Source organism: Paraburkholderia sp. SUR17 (assembly GCF_029536165.1).
GTDB lineage: Bacteria > Pseudomonadota > Gammaproteobacteria > Burkholderiales > Burkholderiaceae > Paraburkholderia > Paraburkholderia kururiensis.
Map to the genome: position 1 here is coordinate 3,076,748 of NZ_CP120508.1, position 16,342 is coordinate 3,093,089.

A 16,342-nucleotide genomic window follows, 5' to 3' on the forward strand; every position below is an offset into this window, starting at 1 on the left:
CGGAGCCGCGATGGTTACGTGCGGCCCGCTTTCGGCCGCACGCACGTCATTTCTCGACGATCTGCACGCGTATGCCGTTTGTAAGGATAGTGATTGTACCGGGTTCGTAGCTCACCCCGGCAAACTGAAGCTGCTCCGGCTTGAAGGTGTAGACCGGATAGTTGGTCAGTAGCTGGGTGGCCAGCACGCCAGCGGCCGCGTTGATCTGCTGCGTGTAAGCCGCGGCGTCGCCGTTCACCGCGACGTTGTCGACGCTCGGCTCATGCAGCACCACCGAACGGCTGGCCTCATCCCACGCGAGCTGGCTGGACAGCATGAAGACGCCGTCAACCGGCTGCCGCAGAAACGGGCTCGCCAGATGCGCGTCGAGCCGCACGGAAACGCGGTTGGCGTCGGGCAGCAGCCCCACCACCGGATGACTGAGCGCCACGTCGAAGACCTGCGACACCGAATGCTCGTACGGGAACTTGCGCTGCACCGCGTCCTGCACCTGCTGCTGGGAGAACGTGTAGTGGTCGGGGATAAATGGAAAGATGCCCGTTGCACACGCCGTCACCGACAAGGTGGCGCCGGCGGCCGCGCACATCCCGAGCAGAAAGTTGCGTCGGGAAATCGGTGGCCGACCAAGCGGTGGCCGGCAAACCGGTGCAGCGGTTCGATTCATATGAAATCTCCTGTTTCCTGATGCTGGCGGCAGGCCATGCCTGCGCGCCGCGAGTTTGACGTTAGGGTCGAGTCTGCGCCTCGAGGTTCGCAAGCCACGTCAGGGCCGAGCCGCGCGATTCGCCGCACATTTCCACCTGAGGATTGAGGCCGGAGCAGCAGGCAGGCCGCTCCGGCGAGCCGAAGATCCGGCAGCGCATATCGTCCGAAAGCTGAATACACCGAACGCCCGCGGGCTTGCCGTGCGGCATGCCCGGAATGGGGGTCGTAATGGACGGCGCGATGCAGCACGCGCCGCAGCCCGGGCGACACGCGTGGCCAGGCACATTGAAGGGGGAATCGGTACTCACCAACGGCTTTCCGGTTTGGAGAAAGTTGCAATACATCAAAATCCAGCCCGCTTTGCGGAAGTACATTGTGCCATCGACCACCCGTGCGACCGTTTGCACAGTGCGGTGGATCGCCACTCCCGTAGATCGACCAGACCCGAAGCCCGATGCGCAACCGCTCCGCCAACCACAACGATTCCATGCCGCTGCTGCCAGTTCATCCTGGCCCGCTGCACGCGTTCGTGCCCCGGAATGAGATGCAGGAGCGCCAAAGCGCTCTATCGTGCAAGGCATCAGCCGGAAAGCTCCCATGACCGCAGCCGACACCCTCTTTCACCCCGAACTGCTTGCGAAGTACAGCGCGAACGGTCCGCGGTATACGTCCTATCCGACGGCGCTCCAGTTCCGCGACGACTTCGACATCGCCGACTACACCCGCGCTGCGGGCGACCCCGGCGCCGCCGAGACGGATCTCTCGCTCTACTTCCACATCCCGTTCTGCGACACGGTGTGCTTCTACTGCGGCTGCAACAAGGTCATCACGAAGAACCGCGCGAGAGCCAGGCCGTATCTGGAGCGCGTCAAGCGCGAGATGGCGCTGCAGGCCGCGCTCTTCGATACCTCGCGTCCGGTGTCGCAACTGCATTGGGGCGGCGGCACGCCCACCTTCCTTTCGCACGACGAAATGGCCGAACTGATGGCCGCGACGCGCGAGAACTTCACGCTGCGCCCCGACGCCGAGGGCGAGTACTCGATCGAGATCGACCCGCGCGAAGCCAACGCGAAAACCATCGTGCAGCTACGCACGCTCGGCTTTAACCGGATCAGCCTTGGTGTACAGGACTTCGATCCGCTGGTGCAGCAAGCGGTCAACCGCATCCAGCCGCTCGAGCTCACGACGAACGTCATCCGTGCGGCACGGGCCACGGGTTTCCACTCGATCAGCGTCGACTTGATCTACGGGTTGCCTCACCAGACGGTCGACAGCTTCAGCCGCACGCTGGACACAATGCTCTCGCTCGCGCCCGATCGTCTCTCGGTGTTCGGTTACGCGCACATGCCTCACCTCTTCAAGATGCAGCGCCAGATCGACGCGTCTGCACTGCCGTCGCCCCAGGAACGGCTTGCGCTGCTGCGACTCGTGGTCGAACGGCTGACCGCGGCGGGCTACGTCTACATTGGCATGGACCATTTCGCGCTGCCCACCGACGAACTCGCACTCGCCCAGGCGCAGCGCACGCTGCATCGCAATTTCCAGGGCTATAGCACGCGAGCGGACTGCGATCTGATCGCCTTCGGCGCCTCGGCAATCGGCAAGGTGGGCGATGTGTACGCGCAGAACGCAAAGGACTTGCCGGCCTACTCGGCGGCCATCGATGCAGGGCACCTCGCGATCACACGCGGCATCCGCCTCACTACGGACGACCGGCTGCGCCGCGACATCATCACGCAGCTCATGTGCAACCTCGAATTGCGCTTCGACGAGTTCGAGGCGGCGTACGGCATTCGCTTCGGCAACGCATTTGCGCAGGAACTCGAGCGCCTGCGCGAATTCGAGCGCGATGGCCTTGTTTCGATTGGCGGCAACCGCCTGGACGTGCTGCCCGCCGGCCGTATGCTGGTGCGCAACGTCGCCATGGTGTTCGACCGCTATCTCGGCACGCAGCGTATGGAGCGGTTCTCGCGGACAGTCTGAGCCTGTGGGCATCATCTTGCCCGGCAAACCGATTTGCGACATAATCCACGTTTCGCCACGCGCGGTTGCCGTGCGTGCGCCTCCACACAAGCCCAGGTGGTGAAACAGGTAGACGCAGGGGACTCAAAATCCCCCGCCGCAAGGCGTGCCGGTTCGAGTCCGGCCCTGGGCACCAAAAAATGTTGTTCGGCTCTCCGGCCCAGTTGGGCAAAAGCGCGTTTAATGGCGGCTCCGCGCCGCAGCACATAGATCAAGCGCTGACGGAAAGCTCAAACCCCTGCCACTACTTGCAGCCCAATGCTTTTTGTCATCGGGGATCGTGAGGGCTGATCCCAAATGCATCTTTCGAGACAATACCCCTGGCTGTACACCGTACGCAGGCGAAATCCGGATTCGCGTCCGATACGCAGCTTCCTTCTCACGCGATAGACATACGTATCCAATCCTCGCGAGAAAAAGTTCATATCGCTTCCCCAGAGCAATCTGATCAGCGTATGACGCGGCATGATTCGATCGATATTGCGAAATAGCAGCGAGGCGAGTTCGAATTCCTTCGGTGAGGTATCAATGAGCTCGCCATGGACTGCGATGGTGCCGTTACGCAAATCGAACGAATAACATCCAAATTCGATGCGTGAACTGTGCGACTGTGCCGCGTGTGAATCGACCCTGCGCATCAACGCCTCCACACGCGCCACCAGTTCCTCTCGCCTAAGCGGTTTGATCATGTATTCGTCGGCGCCCGCCTCGAACGCGGCAACCACTTCCTCCTCGGCCGTACGATTGGTCGCGAACAGCACGGGCATCCACACTCCCATGCGCGCGCGAACCCAGCCCAACACCTCGATGCCAGCGAACGGCCCGCTCGACCAGTCCAGTATCAGCAGATCCGCGGTCGAATTTTCCAGGTATCGGATGAGTTGCCTGCCGTCGTTAAAGTGATGGACATCGTAGCCGCGCGATATCAGTGCGTCCTGGATGAGCGCGGCATCCAGAAAATTTCTCTCAAGAACAAGAATTTTCATTCCGCGAATATCTCCAAGAATTGGCCGAATGGCCATTAACAATTCAGTATGAGAATGAAATTCTCGTCACCGCTTAATCTGACTTTAATGGTCGCATCATCAATGGTGAAAATCTTTGAACTTTTCTGTACAGGAAGATGGCTCGCCTGACCCGAGGCAATCGCACGCATATCGAGAAATTACTCGAAATGGGCACAAAAAAAGGCCCATCTCGAAGGTGAGCCATGGACGGTACTTCGGCGGTAATTGCCCTCGAACCAGGAATACGCTGGCCGGTACGGCATTTCGTTTTACCTGGAGCTAACTCGCAAGCGTTACTCGCGCTATTTCATCGCCCGTCCGCCGCAAAAACGATGCGGCGGTTCGCAAATCGCCCGCCGGGCGTCAGATTGCTCGCGACGGGTTGCGCGCGGCCGTAGCCCGTCGCTGTCAGTTGATCAGCAGGCGCACCGGCACTCACGAGAAAATCACGCACGGCCTGGGCTCTCTTCTGTGAAAGCTGGAGGTTCGCATCGGCATTTCCGGCGTTGTCCGAAAACGCCGATATGGTTAATCGAACGGGATGGCCGCCATCCGCGCAAGCCTTCATCAACTGCGCGGCCTCGGTCAGCGATTCCTTTGCCGACGCTGGCACATGCCCGCTCGAACTCGCGAATCCGATCACCTGCAGGTTGAGAACGCCGGCCATGTCTGGCGCGACGCAGCGGCGGTCGGTCTCGACGATGTGGGCCATGGCGCGCAGGTAAGCATCGGTGGCCGAGGTGGTGGCCTCGTCCGCGTTGAAGACCGCAATGTTGTAGGTGGGACCAAGTTGTCGCTGCAAACGCGAGCGCCAGTCCGATGCGTTCGCAGCGAGAGCGCCGGCGAGCTCGATCCGTGTTCCCTCGATCCGCAATGCGGCCCCCGGAACAGTCATGGGCGCCAGCAGATCGTCGAGGTGGCCAAGCCAGCCCGCGGACGCCACATGCGCGTCGAGCCTCACGTCGACATGGACGCGCCCCGCGGCGGCGTTGCGGCCCAGAGCGTCGAGAAGCTTCTCCTTCTCCGTTTCGTCCTTCAGAACGGCCTCAAGCATCGGAACGCCAGCGCGACTCGCGCCGAATGCGAGTTGCGCCTTGGGCACAGTATCGTGCTCGAGCGGGTGCGGCTCACCGGAACGCAGCGCAGACACAAGGGGGATGCTCCCCGCTACCGCGGAAGCGCCAACGGGCGCACTTGCCGTTGCAGGCACGACCGACACGGATGCGGCCGCAGTGGATGCAGCCGTCGAACTGCCCGCCACGGCCGGGCTGGCGACGGCCTGGCTGGCGACCGCCGGGCCAGCGACCGCTGCCGGCCTGCTGGCGGCGACCGTACTCGCTGCCGTAACCGCGCCCACAGAAGTCGTTCCGCCCAACCCGGTCGCGGCAACAGATTGGGAACTGGCCGCAGCAGCGGCCGGCTTCGCCTCGTCCGCCCCGCCTGCGGGGTGCAGACGGCTCCACGTGAAAACCCCACCCAGTACGATGGCAAGCAAGGCGAAAAGAAGCCATGCCCATCTGCCCGCCTTCCCGGCTTCGATCGGCGCAATGTCAGATGAAGAACGCGCTGCGGCAGCCGTTGGCGAAACAGCTACCGGCTGCCTCGGCGCAGCAACTTCCGGCGCAGCGGTCACGGCACGGGTGGCGGCACCCAGCCGGGAAGCAATCGAACGCTGGAACTCGCTGGCATCGGCGAAGCCCATGGCCTGCGCGACGGTATCGGAGATACGACCTGAGACGGCCGACAACTGTGCGCGAAGCATCGCGGGCAACGCTGACTCGTGGGCCTGTTCGAGCAGCAGATGGTGCTTGAGCACGCCGAACAGCACGGCGGCCACCATGCCGGTCAACACGTGCGTGGCCTGGGAGGGAAGCCCGGTCTGCGCCGCCACCTGATCGCCCAGCACGGCAACGCGCCGGCCGGTAGCGTGGGTGAGCAGCGCGTCGCCGGCTGTCTCCAGGTCTTTGATGCCAGCGGTCGCGGCCGTGAGCTGCACCAGCTCTTCGGCGATATGTGGATTCGCTTCCTTCGATCTGGCTGCCTCGAAAATCGCGGCGTTACCTTCGGCCGAGATCGCCGCCGCCATCAACGAGGCCACGAGGGCCGGCGTGGCACAGCCCACCATGTGTTCGAGAATCTCAGGCGACAGACCGATCTGCGTGGATAGCTGCTTCCTGACCGGCTCGGAAAACGTGTGATTGGTCGACTGTACTAGATCGATCTGCTTCAATGCGAACCCCTGCTCAGGAACAAGCGGACTGCCCGATCTGCCGTTTTCCCGACGGCAGACAGGCTGACAAACCGCCTGCACCTTAGCAGTGGAACGATGGCCAGACTGTCAAGGTTTGTTACGGTACGCCGGTGCGATAGACCCAACGCAAGAACGATGGATGCGCGCACGGCAGGAGCGCCGGATGGCTCCTGCAAGGAAGCCATGACGAGAACGCGTCTACGGCCGGATCGGAAGATAGAGGGAAAGGGAAAGGGAAAGGAAAAGCACCGCGCGGAGGTGCTCAGGGACTCAGGCGGACTTGCGGCGCGGACGCGCTCCGAGCGTGTTGCGCGTGCGATACGTCACACCGTGCTGCTCGAGGTAGTCGCGGATCAACTGGCGTACGACCTGCGACGGCGTAAGGTCCTGCGCCGCGCACAGCTTTTCGAACGCCTCCTTTTTCACGGGATCGATCAGAACAGTCAGTCGGGCGCTTTTTGTTTCCATGGCAGACGGAGGAAGAATTTGACGTATGTTAATCAAATTATAATACACGCCGCTCGCCGGGCAACGTCGGCTGCGAAGGCAAGAGACAGCGAGACAGAGCAGCACGCCCCGTTCATCGTCCGTCCGCGCGTCAACACGTTTGTCGATACACGTCGGCTGCGGCGCGCTGCGGGCCAAGCACTTCGCAAACAGCCTGGACTGCCGCCGCCTCGTCTGGGCCTGTCGCAACAATGCGGACTTCTGTGCCGGGCCTCACCCGCAGCGACATGACCGACATCGCGTCCTTGCCGTTGACGAAACGGCCATTCGCAAAGCAGACAATCTCGCTCACGAAGCCAGAGGCAATGCAGGCCACCGTCGTCGGCTCATATCCTGGCCGCCCCCAACGACGATCCACCTCAACCCACCCTTCCATCACCACCATTCCTCATAGATAAGTCAGCGCAAACCGATCCCTTGCGCCCGTGCGAGGCACTTGCGAAGTCGCCGCGGCAACAGGCCGCCACACCTCAGCCTCAAACCGCTCCATTGCCACTGGCACCGGCAAAAAAGGCGAGCAGCCTCGCATCCCAGCCGTCGTCGGTCAGCGTCACGTGCGCCGCCCTGGTCTGTTGCAGCTCGCGATCCAGCTGCACGACATGCAGCGATCTCGGCTCCACGGGCTCCAGGAAGAACTTGCCGCTTGCGTCCAGAAACAGGACGGGCTTCGCCCGATAGCGCGCCGCACGAACAGACGTTGCATCGAAAACGTGCCGCGCCGATTCTTTGGGATAAACGAACGCGACATTGACGCCTTGCGCCTCAAGTCCGCCGCACGCGCCGGCAAAGCGGTAGAGCATCTGGAAGCCCCGTTCGGCGGCACGGCCCATGCCCACGACGATGAGCCCATGCTCGCCCGTCAGATCACGGACGAACCTCGGTGTGTAGTCGAGCGAGATAAGCGGCGCGGACGCCTCGATTGCCTTGCCGCCGATAAGCGCCTGCGGATTGGCGGCATCCGGCTCGTCCGGCATGCAGTGAGGTTCAGGAAAGCCAGGACCGGCTTGTGACTGCGACATAACTGCTCCTCACCGTAACGCGACACATCGAATGTGCATGAAATTAGCATAGCGCGAGGCCGTGCACCATGAATCGCGCAACGGACATAACGTCGCAGGTCAACCTGGCCGTTCGGCCTCACGGCCGGCCTTGTGGAATCTCCCCGGCAAAGCTGCTAGCATGCTAACAGCATTACCATGTTGTGATAACCACATGATTCTCCGTATTTCAGGCCAAAACGCGCAGCCTGGCGCGGCCGTCACCCGGCGCTCATAAGCTTTCTCAACGAGAACGACTCACGATGGCCCCGTCCTCCCTTCTTCATGGCGTGCTCCTCGTCATTGCAGGGTGGCTTGCGGTTGCAACGCTCGGTATCGCGAGCCTGCGCCGCACGGGCATCGTTGCTCATATGCTGTTTCCCGCCGGTGCCGCCATCGGTCTGTTGCTCGCGGCAATCGGCGCGGCCGGCGTGTTCCAGGCTCCCGCCGAAGCGATCCTGCCGGTCGGCTTGCCGGGCCTGCCGTTCCACGTGCGCCTCGACGCCCTCTCCTCGTATTTCCTCATGGTGCTGGGCGCGATAAGCGCCGGCATCAGCGCCTTTTCTAGCGGGTATTTCCGCAAGGGCGAAGGCACGCCGCCGGGGCTTCTCTGCTTCGAATATCACGTGTGCCTCGCGAGCATGGCGTTCGTCCTGATCGCCAACGACGCCTATTGCTTCATGGTGGCGTGGGAAGCCATGACGCTCTCGGCCACGTTCCTCGTCATGAGCAATCACCGGTTGCCGGAGATCCGTCGCGCGGGCTATCTGTACTTTCTGATTTCGCACGTCGGCGCGCTCGGGCTGCTGCTGTGCTTCGGGCTGCTGCAGGCCGGCACCGGCGACTACACCTTCGCCAACATGCGGCTGCAGAACCTGAATCCGTTCTGGGCCTCGCTCGCTTTCGTACTCGCGCTGTTCGGATTCGGCACGAAAGCCGGCATCTTCCCGCTGCACGTGTGGCTGCCCGAGGCGCACCCCGCCGCGCCGTCGCCGGTGTCGGCGCTCATGAGCGGCTTCGTGCTGAAGGCCGGTCTTTACGGCGTGCTGCGCGTCGTCTTCGACCTGCTGCATCTGCAGATTGCGTGGTGGGGCGTCGTCATGCTGGGGCTCGGGCTCTTCTCGGCGCTCTCCGGCGTGGTCTTCAGCGCGGTCCAGACCGACATGAAACGGCTGCTCGCCTGGTCGTCCATCGACAACATCGGGCTGATGTTCGCCAGCCTCGGCCTCACGGTGCTATTCAAGGCGTACGGCATGCCGGCGCTCGCGGCGCTCTCGCTCACCGCGCTGCTCTATCAGATTGCGAGCCACGCTGCGTTCAAGAGCCTGCTGTTCCTCTCGACCGGCTCGGTACTCCATGCCACGGGCGAGCGCAACCTCGGCCGGCTGGGCGGACTGATCCGCTACATGCCATGGACCGCGCTCGCCGCGCTGGTGGGCGCCCTCTCCAGCGCGGGTTTGCCGCCCCTCTCCGGATTCGTCTCCGAATGGCTGCTGCTGCAAAGTTTTCTGTTCACGCCCGGCCTGCCCGACCCGTTCCTCAACATGATCGTGCCGATCGTCGCGGCGCTGATCGCGCTCGTGGCGGCGCTGGGCGGCTACACGATGGTGAAGTTCTTCGGCATCGTCTTTCTCGGACAGCCCCGCGAGGCCAAGCTCGCCCGTGCGCATGACGCGAGCCCCTGGGAACGCATCGGCTTCGCCTGGCTCGCGGCGCTTTGCGTGCTGCTCGGCCTCTTGCCGGTACAGTACGCGGGCTTGATCGACCGCGTCACGAATGCGCTTGTCGGCGCTGGCATCGGCCAGGCGCTGGCCCGGCATGGCTGGCTGCTGCTCGTGCCGACCGAAGCCAGCCGCGCCAGCTACATGCCCGCAGTGTTCGTGCTCTTCTTCCTCGGCTGCTGCGGCCTTGCCTGGCTGCTCGTACGCCGCTTCTATCACGGCAGGCTGCGCCGCTCGATTCCGTGGGCCTGCGGCTTTCCGTTCGCAAATGCGCGCATGCAGGACACAGCGGAAGGATTCGGCCAGCCGATCCGCGAAATTTTCGCGCCGCTCATGCAGATCGAGCGGCAGTTGCCTTCGCCGTTCGACACGCAGCCCACCTATCACGTCACCGTTTCGGACCGCGTCTGGACGCTGCTGTATCTGCCCATCGAACGGCTCGTGAAGCAGGTCGCCGCGCTCGCGGGCCGGCTCCAGACCGGGCGCATCGCGATCTATCTGCTGTACAGCTTCGTCGTGCTCGTTGTCCTGCTCATGCTGGTGAGACGATGATCACGTTCTCCGGTCTGCTCTCCCAGGCGCTCGAAATCGTCGTTGCGCTCGCGGTCGCGCCGCTGCTCACGGGCTGGGTGAACATCTGCCGCGCATGGATGCAGAATCGCCGCGCGCCGTCCATCTGGCAGCCCTACCGGATGCTACACAAGCTGTTCAACAAGGAGTCGGTGATTGCGCACGGCGCGAGCCCCGTGTTCCGCGGCGCGCCCTATGTGATCTGGGGCGCCATGACGCTCGCCTGCGCCATCGTGCCCACGCTTTCCACCGACCTGCCGCTTTCCTCCGCCGCCGACGCCATCGCGCTCGTCGGCCTCTTCGCGCTCGCACGCGTCGCCGTCTCGCTCGCCGCCATGGACATCGGCACCGCGTTCGGCACGCTGGGCGCACGGCGCGAGATGCTGGTCGGCTTTCTCGCCGAGCCGGCCTTGCTGATGGTGCTGTTTTCGGCCTCGCTCATCACGCAGTCCACGCTGCTCACGCACATCGTCGCCACGCTCAGCCATCGCGAGCTCGCGCTCTATCCGAGCCTCGCGTTCGCGGGCATCGCGTTCACGATGGTCTCGCTTGCCGAAAACGCGCGGCTGCCCGTGGACAACCCCACCACGCACCTCGAACTCACGATGATCCACGAGGCGCTGATCCTCGAATACTCGGGCCGCCATCTTGCGCTCATGGAATGGGCGGCAAGCCTCAAGCTATTCGCGTATTCGTGTATCGGCATCGCGCTGTTCGTGCCCTGGGGCATGGCCGAGGCCGGCAATCCGCTGGCGTTGCTCGTGGCCATTCCGGCGCTCGCCGTGAAGCTGCTGGCGGGCGGCGCCATACTTGCGCTGATCGAAACCAGCAACGCGAAGATGCGTATCTTCCGCGTGCCCGAGTTTCTCGCCACCGCGTTCCTGCTCGCCGTGATCGGCATGCTGGTTCACTTCCTGCTGGGGGCGTAAATGCACAGCGCTCACAGCCTCGCTACGCAGATCATCAACTTCCTCGCGGCCATCCTGCTGCTGCTCTCGTTCGCGATGCTGAGCCAGCGGCGCATTCTTTCGCTGATTCATCTCTACACGCTGCAAGGTCTTGCGCTCGTCTGCGCGAATGTCGTGCTCGGCTACGTGGCCGAAGACGCCCACCTGTACGTCTCCGCCATGCTCACGCTCGTGCTCAAGGTCGGCGTGATTCCGTGGATTCTCTACAAGCTCGTGCAGCGCCTCAACGTGAAGACGGACGTCGAGCCACTGCTCAACATTCCGGCCACGCTGCTCATCGGCATCGTGCTCGTGATCGTCGCGTTCAACGTGGCCACGCCGATCAGCCAGCTCGCCTCGTCCGAGGCGCGCGGCACGCTCGGCATTGCGCTCGCCTGCGTGCTGCTCTCGTTCATGATGATGATCACGCGCTCGAAGGCGATTCCGCAGGTGATCGGTTTTCTCTCGATGGAGAACGGACTCTTCTTCGCGGCAGCCGCGGCCACCAACGGCATGCCGATGATCGTGGAGCTCGGCATCGGGCTCGACGTGCTCGTGGGCATCCTGATTCTGGGCGTCTTCATGTTCCAGATCCGCGAGCAGTTCGACAGCCTCGACATCCATCACCTCGAAAAGCTCAAAGATGATTGACGCGTGGATCCTGATGGCCGTCTGCGGCACGCCGCTCGTCGCCGGCGCGTGCCTCGCCGTGCTCGGGCAGCGGCCGTTCGCACCGGACCTCAACGTCGCGCTCAGCTTCCTCACGTTCGTGGCGGCGATGCTGCTGGCCGCCCTCACGGTCGCGCACGGGCCGTCGTTCGCGCTCGGCAAGCTGTTCTTCGTCGACCCGCTCAACGTGTTCCTCGTCGCGCTCACGGCCTTCGTCGGCTGGACGACGTCGATCTTTTCGCGCCCGTACATGCGCATCGAACGCGACCGCGGCAGGATGACCGCCTCGCGCATGCGGCTCTACCACAGCATGTATCAGCTCTTCATGTTCGCCATGCTGCTCGCACTCACCACGAACAACATGGGAATACTCTGGGTCGCGATGGAAGCCGCCACGCTCGCCACCGTGCTGCTCGTGAGCGTGTACCGCACGGCCGCGAGCCTCGAGGCCGCGTGGAAGTACTTCATCCTGTGCGGCGTGGGCATCGCGCAGGCGCTCTTCGGCACCATCCTGCTCTATCTCGCTGCGAGCCGACAGCTGGGCGGCAGCGACGCATTGCTCTGGAGCAGCCTGAACACCGTCAAGGCAAGCCTCGACCCCACCATCGTCTCGCTCGCGTTCGTGTTCCTGCTGATCGGCTATGGCACCAAGGTGGGTCTCGTGCCCATGCACAACTGGCTGCCCGACGCGCACGCAGAAGGGCCCACGCCGATCTCGGCCGTGCTCTCGGGCTTGCTGCTGAACGTCGCGCTCTACGCGGTCCTGCGCTGCAAGGTGCTCGCGGACGGCGCGCTCGGCAATGGTCTGCCGGGCCGCATGCTGATCGGGTTCGGGCTGGTTTCGGTGCTCGTCGCCACGTTCGCGCTGTTCCGGCAGCGGGACGTGAAGCGCCTCTTCTCGTACTCGTCGATCGAACACATGGGGCTGATGACGTTCGCGTTCGGCTTGGGCGGCCCGGCGGCCACGTTCGCGGGCCTGCTGCACATGACGGTGCACTCGCTCATCAAATCCGCAGTGTTCTTCACGGTGGGACACGCCGTGCAAAAGACGGGCACGCAGATCATGGACGATATCCGCGGTCTGCTGCGCGTGAGCCCGGTGGTGGGATGGGGGTTGATGCTCGGCGCGCTCGCCATTCTCGGCATGCCGCCGTTCGGCGTGTTCGCCAGCGAATTCCTGATTCTCACAACGACCATGGCCCGCCTGCCCTGGGCCGCGCCGTTCCTGCTACTCGCGCTCGCGGTGGCCTTCGCGGCGATCTTCGCGCGCGTGCAGTCGATGGTGTTCGGCGAGACCACCACGGCGAAGGTGCTCGAGCACCGGCCGGCGCTCTTGCCCGTGTTCGTCCATCTGGGCCTCGGGCTCATGCTCGGCCTCTATGTGCCGCCGTATCTCGCCGAGTGGTACCGGCAGGCGGCCGCCATGATTGCGGGGTGAGCATGCGTATCGATGCCATCGGTGTTGCCAATCTCGTTCGCCTGCACGCCCTCTCTGCTCGATCCGCTGCATTCATTGCGCACGCCGATGCGAGCGAATGGCTGCGCACCGCACAAACGGTACGCCACGGCGGTGGCCGGCTAGTCTCGCTCTGGGGCGCCGAAGAGGCGCCGGGCCGGTTCTCGATTAACGCCGTCTACGCACTCGAAGACGGTCTGTTGTGGGTACGCCTCGCGCTGGACGGCGCTACGCCCGACAGCGCCTCCTATCCCGACCTGTCCGGCATCTTCGCGTGCGCCACGCGCATGCAGCGCGCCGCGCACGACCTGCTCGGCCTAAGCGCGGCCGGCGCCGCGGACACGCGCCCCTGGCTCAATCACGGCAACTGGCCGGCGGACTACCATCCGCTGCGGCAGAGCCAATGGTCGGGGCGCGAATCATTCGAGTCGAACGAGGCGGATTACGCCTTCGTGCCTGTGGCGGGCGATGGCGTCCATGAGATCGCTGTTGGGCCCATTCACGCCGGCACCATCGAGCCGGGGCACTTCCGCTTCTCGGTGGTCGGCGAGAAGGTGCTGCGGCTCGAAGAGCGGCTCGGCTACACGCATCGCGGCATCGAGCGCCTGTTCGGGGCCACGCCCCTGCTCGAAGGACACCGGCTTGCCGCGCGCATTGCAGGCGATTCGACGGTGGCGTTCTCGTGGGCGTACTGCATGGCGCTGGAACGGGCGCTCGACGTGCCGGTTCCTCCGCGCGCCCAATGGCTGCGGGCGCTGTTGCTGGAACGCGAGCGCGTGGCGAACCATCTGGGCGACCTGGGCGCGCTCGGCAACGACGCCGGCTTCGCATTCGGCCTCGCGCAGTTCTCGCGCCTCAAGGAAGACTGGCTGCGCCTGAATGCGCGCGCGTTCGGCCACCGCTATCTCATGGATCAGATCGTGCCCGGTGGCGTGGCGCGCGACCTCGAAGCCGCGCTCGCCGACGCCATCGTCGTGCAGTGCGCGCAGATCGAAGGCGAGGTTCGCGTGATGCAGCGCATCTACGACGAGCAGTCCGGTTTGCAGGACCGCTTCTCGACCACGGGCCGGCTAACGCCCGCGGTCGCGGCGCACTTCAGCGTCTGCGGTCTCGCCGCGCGTGCGAGCGGCCAGGCAATGGACGTGCGCGTCGACCATCCGCATACGCCCTACGACGCGCTCGCCCCAAGAATCGTCACCGACGACCGCGGCGACGTCGCCGCCCGCGTCGCGGTGCGCTTCAACGAAGTGAGCGAGTCGCTGCGGCTGATCCGCGTGTTGCTTGAAGGACTGGAGGGGCTCGCGGGCGAGGCTGCCGCGACAGGCCAAATCGCCGCGCCCGTGGACGTGACCCGCGCGCCTTCGCGCGGACTCGGCTGGGTGGAAGGCTGGCGCGGCGACGTGCTCGTGGCACTCGAAACAGGCCCGGACGGCACGATTGCGCGCTGCCATTGCCACGATCCGTCGTGGCAGAACTGGCCCGCGCTTGAGCACGCGATCATCGGCAACATCGTTCCCGACTTTCCGTTGATCAACAAATCGTTCAACCTCAACTACGCGGGGCACGACCTGTAATGTGGCAACTGCTCAAACAGATCGCGCGAACCGGCACGCCGACAGAGCCCGCGCCGGAGCCCGAGGACGCGTGGCGCCAACCCGGCTCAAGCTCGGGTCCGGGCACGCAGGGCGCAGAAGACGCCGCACAGGCCGCGCTCCAGCAAGCCATTCTCGACGTACTGGGCCGCGCGCTGTGCATCCGCCAGATCGATGGTGGTTCGTGCAACGGCTGCGAACTGGAGATCCACGCGCTCAACAACCCGTACTACAACATCGAAGGCCTCGGCATCCGATTCGTGGCGAGCCCGCGCCATGCGGACATGCTGCTCGTCACCGGGCCGCTCACGCTGAACATGAGGGAAGCCGTCCGCGAGGCCTATGAAGCCACGCCGGCCCCCAAGCTCGTCGTAGCCGCGGGCGACTGCGCCTGCACCGGCGGCGTCTTCAAAGGCAGCTACGCCGTGAGCGGCCCGCTGTCGACCCTGCTTCCCGTCGATGTCAGCATCCCCGGCTGCCCGCCCACGCCCGCCGATCTGCTCAAAGGCATTCTGGCCGCGTTGCGCGCGAGCACCGCGGCGCAAGACACGAAGTCCACTTCCTCCACCACGCTTTCCGAATGAAGCAGCCCGTCAAGTTTGTCCTGCGTTACACGTTCGTGCCGTTCCTCGCCCTCGTGGCGGTCGTGATATGGGTCTGGCCGCGTTCCTCGGCTGAAATCGATGCACGGCAGTACGCATCGCTCTCGCTCGCCTGGCCCGCCTTTCCGCCTGAACTCCGGCACGACGTGGCGGACGCCATGAAGTCGGGCCAGTTGAGCAAATGGGATTACTCGTCGCTCGTGCGCAAGTCGCTCGACGACGGCATCGCGCTCGACTGGCCGCAGCAGAACGGCGACGTGCAGCAGGAACGCGCGAAGCTTGAGGCGCTTGTCAACGCCGAACGCCTTTGACGGGCGACACCGTCTTCTCGTCCTTGTCTCCTTTGTCCCACTCGCTGAATTCCTGCGCGAGCAGATCGACGCAGGCGCGCACCTTCGCGAGCCCGGCGCGCCGCTCGGGATAAACCGCCCAGATATTCGCGGGCTGAATCGCCTCGGGCAGCACCTGCACCAGCGCGCCGCTTGCGATGAGCGGCGCGACGTCCCAGATGGAGCGCAGCACGATGCCGTAGCCGGCCAGCGCCCACTGCACCGCAATCTCGCCGTGATTCGTGGAAAGCGGCCCGTCCACTTTCACCGTGGTCGGCACACCGTTCACCGTCAAGCGCCACACGCCGAGCGGATGGTCGCGCTCCTTGATCGGCAGGCAGGCGTGCGTTCTCAGGTCCGCGACTTCGGCAGGCGCGCCGCGGCGCGCAAGATAGGCCGGCGACGCGCACAGTACGCGATGATTCGACGCGAGGCGCGTCGCGATGAGATGCGGCGCGATCTCGTCGCCCACGCGAATGTCGATGTCGAACCCTTCGGCGGCCACGTCCACGAGCCGGTCGAACAGTTCGAGCCGCACGTTGAGTTGCGGATACTGCGCCGAGAGCCGCGCCACAGCGGGCGCCACGACATGCCGCCCGAACCCGAAGCTGCTCGACACCCGCAGCGTGCCGCGCGGCACGCGCCGCGCGGTGGAGACCTCGTCCACCAGATGATCGACGTCGTCGAGAATCTTCTGGGCCCATGCCAGCACGCGTTCGCCGGCTTCGGTCAACGCCACGCGTCGCGTGGAGCGATGCAGAAGGCGCGTACCGAGTTCGGCTTCGAGCACCGCCACGCGCTTGCTGACGAACGCGGGCGACATGGCCAGCTCCGCTGCCGCCGCGCTGAAGCCGGCGTGGCGCGCCACCGCGCGGAACACGCGCAGATCGTTGAGATTCGGCGTTTTATTCACGTTTCGTGGAAAGT

At 64.5% G+C, this 16,342-nt stretch carries 16 protein-coding genes and 1 tRNA gene; 9 read left to right on the forward strand and 8 right to left on the reverse strand.

The genetic code is table 11. The annotated features are described in order from the left end of the window. Positions 1–46: 46 nt before the first annotated feature. Together P2869_RS13625 and P2869_RS13630 are read right to left on the reverse strand one after the other, a co-directional pair. Positions 47–586 (reverse strand): DUF1439 domain-containing protein, encoded by a 540-nt coding sequence (locus P2869_RS13625; protein ID WP_277598144.1) that lies wholly within the window; start codon positions 584–586, stop codon positions 47–49. Positions 587–725: 139 nt separating this feature from the next. Then, the gene (locus P2869_RS13630) at positions 726–1,049 is read right to left on the reverse strand and encodes a YkgJ family cysteine cluster protein (protein ID WP_277598145.1); all 324 of its coding nucleotides are present in this window, start codon (positions 1,047–1,049) and stop codon (positions 726–728) included. A gap of 253 nt (positions 1,050–1,302) precedes the next feature. On the opposite strand from P2869_RS13630, the gene hemN reads away from it, so the two are divergent. Together hemN and P2869_RS13640 are read left to right on the forward strand one after the other, a co-directional pair. Further along, positions 1,303–2,688 carry an oxygen-independent coproporphyrinogen III oxidase gene (gene hemN / locus P2869_RS13635; protein ID WP_277596760.1) on the forward strand — a complete coding sequence of 462 codons (1,386 nt, stop codon included), beginning with the start codon at positions 1,303–1,305 and terminating at the stop codon, positions 2,686–2,688. A 90-nt stretch (positions 2,689–2,778) separates the two neighbouring features. Then, positions 2,779–2,863, forward strand: a tRNA-Leu gene (locus P2869_RS13640). A 94-nt stretch (positions 2,864–2,957) separates the two neighbouring features. Here P2869_RS13640 and P2869_RS13645 read toward each other — a convergent pair. The 5 genes from P2869_RS13645 to P2869_RS13665 all read right to left on the reverse strand — a co-directional run bounded on the left by P2869_RS13645 (position 2,958) and on the right by P2869_RS13665 (position 7,466). Next, entirely contained in the window at positions 2,958–3,713 is a 756-nt protein-coding gene (locus P2869_RS13645) for a response regulator transcription factor (RefSeq protein ID WP_160167475.1), read from the reverse strand. 328 nt (positions 3,714–4,041) lie between these two features. Further along, positions 4,042–5,964, reverse strand: coding sequence for an OmpA family protein (locus P2869_RS13650; protein ID WP_277596761.1), 1,923 nt, complete (start codon positions 5,962–5,964; stop codon positions 4,042–4,044). Positions 5,965–6,255: 291 nt separating this feature from the next. After that, complete coding sequence (locus tag P2869_RS13655; RefSeq protein ID WP_277596762.1) at positions 6,256–6,453, reverse strand: ribbon-helix-helix protein, CopG family; 198 nt, start codon at positions 6,451–6,453, stop codon at positions 6,256–6,258. Positions 6,454–6,583: 130 nt separating this feature from the next. Beyond that, the gene (locus tag P2869_RS13660; protein WP_017774446.1) at positions 6,584–6,877 is read right to left on the reverse strand and encodes an HPr family phosphocarrier protein; all 294 of its coding nucleotides are present in this window, start codon (positions 6,875–6,877) and stop codon (positions 6,584–6,586) included. 91 nt (positions 6,878–6,968) lie between these two features. Next, positions 6,969–7,466 carry a hypothetical protein gene (locus P2869_RS13665; RefSeq protein WP_017774445.1) on the reverse strand — a complete coding sequence of 166 codons (498 nt, stop codon included), beginning with the start codon at positions 7,464–7,466 and terminating at the stop codon, positions 6,969–6,971. A 326-nt stretch (positions 7,467–7,792) separates the two neighbouring features. On the opposite strand from P2869_RS13665, the gene hyfB reads away from it, so the two are divergent. Genes hyfB through P2869_RS13700 form a run of 7 tightly spaced genes read left to right on the forward strand, consistent with a single transcriptional unit; the run spans position 7,793 to position 15,397 of the window. Beyond that, a complete protein-coding gene (gene hyfB, locus P2869_RS13670) occupies positions 7,793–9,802 on the forward strand; it encodes a hydrogenase 4 subunit B (protein ID WP_277596763.1) in 2,010 nt (669 codons plus the stop codon). Beyond that, positions 9,799–10,749, forward strand: coding sequence for an NADH-quinone oxidoreductase subunit H (locus P2869_RS13675; RefSeq protein WP_017774443.1), 951 nt, complete (start codon positions 9,799–9,801; stop codon positions 10,747–10,749). Before hyfB ends, P2869_RS13675 begins: the two co-directional genes overlap by 4 nt. Then, positions 10,750–11,418: a formate hydrogenlyase gene (locus P2869_RS13680; RefSeq protein ID WP_017774442.1), complete on the forward strand. Its 669-nt coding sequence runs from the start codon at positions 10,750–10,752 to the stop codon at positions 11,416–11,418. Then, positions 11,411–12,874, forward strand: a complete 1,464-nt coding sequence (locus tag P2869_RS13685) for a hydrogenase 4 subunit F (RefSeq protein WP_277596764.1) — start codon at positions 11,411–11,413, stop codon at positions 12,872–12,874. The genes P2869_RS13680 and P2869_RS13685 overlap by 8 nt, the downstream gene beginning before the upstream one ends. A gap of 2 nt (positions 12,875–12,876) precedes the next feature. Next, complete coding sequence (locus P2869_RS13690; protein ID WP_277598146.1) at positions 12,877–14,466, forward strand: NADH-quinone oxidoreductase subunit C; 1,590 nt, start codon at positions 12,877–12,879, stop codon at positions 14,464–14,466. Next, positions 14,466–15,068 carry an NADH-quinone oxidoreductase subunit B family protein gene (locus P2869_RS13695; RefSeq protein WP_277596765.1) on the forward strand — a complete coding sequence of 201 codons (603 nt, stop codon included), beginning with the start codon at positions 14,466–14,468 and terminating at the stop codon, positions 15,066–15,068. Before P2869_RS13690 ends, P2869_RS13695 begins: the two co-directional genes overlap by 1 nt. Then, a complete protein-coding gene (locus P2869_RS13700) occupies positions 15,065–15,397 on the forward strand; it encodes a hypothetical protein (RefSeq protein ID WP_277596766.1) in 333 nt (110 codons plus the stop codon). Before P2869_RS13695 ends, P2869_RS13700 begins: the two co-directional genes overlap by 4 nt. On the opposite strand, the gene P2869_RS13705 is transcribed toward P2869_RS13700, so the two are convergent. Beyond that, positions 15,378–16,328: a LysR substrate-binding domain-containing protein gene (locus tag P2869_RS13705; protein ID WP_277596767.1), complete on the reverse strand. Its 951-nt coding sequence runs from the start codon at positions 16,326–16,328 to the stop codon at positions 15,378–15,380. The genes P2869_RS13700 and P2869_RS13705 overlap by 20 nt on opposite strands. Positions 16,329–16,342: the final 14 nt, after the last annotated feature.